The following is a 4,275-nucleotide window of genomic DNA, read 5'->3' on the forward strand; positions in this document are numbered from 1 at the left end:
AAGAAGTTCTGCACCTTATAAAATTTGTCAAAAAAACTGTTGCCATTCCACATTACAATGGTTGAGTGAGAAAGGCAAAGACGACAACTAAGTAAGTTGCTATCCAACTCACATGCTAGCAGTCACAACTAGCATAAAAAAGGCGCTCCCTTCAATTGTGGTTGAGGAGTGCCTTTGTGCTGTAGTACTATAATTTTTCTATCGTTTGACTATCTTAGATATCGTCAATATTACTGTAAAATAAATCTATTTCATTTTTGTCATACTCTAAAATCCAATCATTAAATCTATCATACAGTTTTTTTTGACTTTGAACATTATTAGACCAAATGTCACATCCCCTATCGTCATAGATATTAACAATAGTTTTTGTCTTTGAATTATACAGAAATAGATTGTCACTTACTCTCAATTTTCCAACTTCGTTGAAATCTCTGTAGCACAAGCCATCAATAATTTTTGCTATTCTTACATTATTTCTCTGTGTATTAATGACTAAAATAGTCGCTTGATTTTCATAATATGAATCAAAAGCAGAAGTAGTAAAACTATCAACGATTTGATAGTTGGCTTTGTAGAGGTACTTACGTATCAAACCAGCTCCTGAGAATTTAGAAGCTGTAATAATTATCTGTAGTTCTTTCTCGTCAGAAAATACCTCAGTAAACAATGTTTTAGCCCGATCCTTTGCTGCTTCAATTCTCTTCTGAAAGTTCTCTTCTGATTCAGGTGCCAGTTCAAATCTTAGATTGCCTTTCAGCTTGTAAGTATTATATGAAGACAAAAATATGCTCCTTATATTGGGATTCATAAAAGTTCTCCTCTCAACCTCTTTAAAGATATGAAGGCTATTTTGATATAATCTTTCCATTTCCATCTGTTGAAGCTTTTCTTTTCCCTGATTTATCTCTGATTTTCCATTCTTTCCCCGCATGGCCTGACATATCTTTTTCTTTAGTATAGCCAGTTTTTGGATCTCTCCAAGCAGGAGGTGCCCCCTTACGATGAACTTTTTGATTCATATTTTTTAATTTCACACGACCGGTTCCGTCTAAAAGGCTCTTAGGAATGCCATATGTGTAGCTAGTATATTCTTGCTTAGTTACTGATTTACTATAATTGTATTGTACTTTTTTTTTCGTTTTTGGCCTAGGTTTCGAATTTACATGACTTCGAATTTTATTATAAGCCCAATGTCCACTTTTTATAATGGCTTTTCCTAAAATGTATGTTCCAACAGTCACACCTACAGCAGCTGTTGCTACGACAGCAATTTGACCAACTCCTGGAACCCCATATACCCAAACTGAAGCCCATCCTACAGCTGGAATAAAAAATGCTCTGCTTTGCCCACTATTTGAAGTAGAATCAGCTAAAATACCTATGCTTAAATCAGTAGGTTCCTCTATACTTTCTAATAAATGGTCAAATTCCTCAGGAGTATAGAAATTCCCATTGATATAAACGCCTTCTTCTGTAAACTCTATTTCAGTTCCATCATCAATTTGTTCCGAGACAAAAGCAGTTAATGCTTCTTCATTTAGGTTTTCGTCAATGGGATCAGGTAACGTTTCTTCTACTTGATTTGAACTTTCTTGACTAACTATTTTTTGATCTGCTGCGGCTACAACTGATTCACCTGTTCCAACAATAATCGACCAAGGCAATAATACTGCTAAAAATACTCTAACTGCTTTTTTCAAATTTAATCTCCTCCCACTATAATCCAATAATTGTATAGTGTAACTACACTCATGTTTAAATATAGTTACAACTTACAAAAATGAAAGGAGGATAAAGAAATGCCAAATCCTACGCTAATTGTTGTGTATTCTCTGACGTTACTTTCTTGATCAATCACCTTTATTCTATGAGTTGTTTATCGTTCATCCGCTGTTCCCTCCATCGCAACCTCGCCTTCTTCAATCTTTTTCTTTATCCTAAAAAGAGTACTACGACTGAAGCCGGTAATGGATTCAACCTCTTTATATGATTTACCAGAAATAAGAAGTTCATATGCGTGGCGTTTTTTGGGAGTGATCGTAGCTTTCGGACGACCTTCCTTAAAGTTCGGGTTGTTCTTTTTTGCAAACATCTTTCCTTCTTGAGTACGTTCTACGATCATGTCACGTTCCATTTCAGCAACACTCAACAAGGTACGAACGATCATTCTCCCCATCGAAGTATTTTCAATCGATCCTAAATTCAAAACCTTAATTGTAACGTTATCATCGAGTAAAGGCTCAATGATTTCTAATGCCTCCCGTGTATTACGAGCGAATCGATCAAGTTTAGTAACGACAATCTCATCTCCAGGTTTCAGACTATCCAACAACTGATTAAACTTTGGCCGATCTCGTTTTGTACCTGTAAATTTTTCAGAAAAAATATTTTTCTTCTCAACACCGTTCTCAAGTAGCTGCTGAATCTGTTCCTTTGTACTTTGAGAAGCAGTTGAAACACGTGCATAGCCATATTTTGTCATTTAATCCACCTGCTCTTACAAATCATCGATCGTATACTCCGAGTAACCTTCATAGAAATAGCTGACATCGATCCCTTTCATATACAACTCGCGATCGTTAATTTCATCAGTTAAAGCGTTAGAAATTAGATAACGTATTTCTAAGTCATTTACCGGACTCCGCTCCATTGCAGAAAGATAGTCTTCTTTGTTGATCAAGTTCCAATCGACAACTTTTTGCAATTCATCCTTCAAAATGAGATCCAGCCAAATTCTAGTACTTCGGCCATTTCCTTCACGAAACGGGTGGGCAATATTCATTTCCACGTATTTTTTTATAATCTCTTCAAAAGAAGTTTGCGGCATCTGATCAATATGCTTTAGCGAATGTTCCAGGTACATGACCGGTGCGAATCGAAAATTTCCTTTTGCGATATTGACCGTTCTAATTTTTCCTTCAAAATCGTAAATTTCTGAAAAGAGAAAATCATGAATTTCAGATAAGCCTTTAAACGTGCCGACTTCGATTTCGTTTATTTTCCCTGAATCGTATAATTCCTTCGCTTTTTGCTTGCTGAGTTTTTCTTCTGCTTTTGCCAACTCAACTTGATTGGTTAAACCCAATTTATTCTCTAAAATCATGCAAAATCCCCTTAACTTTATGACATAAGTTTCTGAAACACTCCCAAGCCTATTATATCGCGAATTTAATCATGTGTCAAAAACTATTAAGTTTCTGACCACATCGAAGAATTGTTCAAAAATTCATCGACTCCTATTTTTAGCTGAACATAGATTTTGCTACAGATTTATGCGCACAATACAGAATAAGTTCCATTTAAATCTACTTCCAAAAAAAGGAATGTACAGAATCAAGACAATTTTTGAACACTATCCTTATTAGTTTTGTGTGCAAATCTATTATTCAAACCTTGATTTTTCAAAATATATCTGGCTGCAAGAAATGGTTTATATGAGATAACCAAAAGAAATTGCACTAGAGTATACTCTGTTACCATATTATAAATGTTCAAATGAAATATATTAAAAGAGACACAAACTTAATTGTGTCTCTTCCCTTAACAAAATAAATATTATGATCTTTTAAATTACTGTATTCTTCTCAAACAAATTTCATGCTTTATATTAGGTTTAAGTTTAAATAGATATATCTCATATATATATTATTATTTTCAATATAAATCTACATAAATCACTTATAATTCTTCTCCATTTGATTTAATTACTTTTTGGTACCATTCAAATGATTTTTTCTTTATTCGTTTTCCTGATCCGTTTCCTAAATCATCTATATCGACATACACGATTCCATATCGTTTAGCTATTTCTCCCGTTGATACACATACAACATCTATAATTCCCCATGGGGTATATCCAATAACATCAACACCGTCTTCATTGATAGATTGATTGAGTGCATGGATATGTTCTTTTAGATAACTAATTCGATAATCATCATTTATTTCATTGTATTCATCAACTTTATCTTCTGCTCCTAAGCCATTCTCAACAATCATGATCGGCATTTGGAATCTATCATATATCTGAGCTAGCGCAACCCTTAATCCTGTCGGATCAATTTGCCACCCCCACTCAGATTCCTTTAAATAAGGATTTTTGATCCCTGTCGTTAAATTCCCATCTGATTTTTCTAAACGGTTCTGTTGCAAAGTTTTAAATCTACTATCAGATAAGGTAGAATAATAGAAAAAGATAGCAGGAGGAATGACGATGAGTCATTTTAAAGGAAAGCAATTTCAGCAGGATGTGATTATTGTAGCCGTGGGCTA

General features: G+C 34.3%; 5 protein-coding genes. All 5 read right to left on the minus strand.

The window, feature by feature from the left end:
• Nucleotides 1–214: 214 nt before the first annotated feature.
• Complete coding sequence (locus IAE45_RS18305; RefSeq protein WP_010723017.1) at nt 215–811, minus strand: DUF3885 domain-containing protein; 597 nt, start codon at nt 809–811, stop codon at nt 215–217.
• A 37-nt stretch (nt 812–848) separates the two neighbouring features.
• Nucleotides 849–1,703, minus strand: coding sequence for a hypothetical protein (locus IAE45_RS18310; RefSeq protein WP_200127802.1), 855 nt, complete (start codon nt 1,701–1,703; stop codon nt 849–851).
• A 176-nt stretch (nt 1,704–1,879) separates the two neighbouring features.
• Nucleotides 1,880–2,485: a recombinase family protein gene (locus IAE45_RS18315; protein WP_010723019.1), complete on the minus strand. Its 606-nt coding sequence runs from the start codon at nt 2,483–2,485 to the stop codon at nt 1,880–1,882.
• A gap of 15 nt (nt 2,486–2,500) precedes the next feature.
• Entirely contained in the window at nt 2,501–3,106 is a 606-nt protein-coding gene (gene fic / locus IAE45_RS18320; protein ID WP_200127809.1) for a protein adenylyltransferase Fic, read from the minus strand.
• A 575-nt stretch (nt 3,107–3,681) separates the two neighbouring features.
• A complete protein-coding gene (locus IAE45_RS18325) occupies nt 3,682–4,218 on the minus strand; it encodes a family 1 glycosylhydrolase (RefSeq protein ID WP_200127811.1) in 537 nt (178 codons plus the stop codon).
• Nucleotides 4,219–4,275 lie beyond the last annotated feature (57 nt).

This window comes from Enterococcus sp. S53 (assembly GCF_016516865.1).
GTDB lineage: Bacteria > Bacillota > Bacilli > Lactobacillales > Enterococcaceae > Enterococcus_D > Enterococcus_D innesii.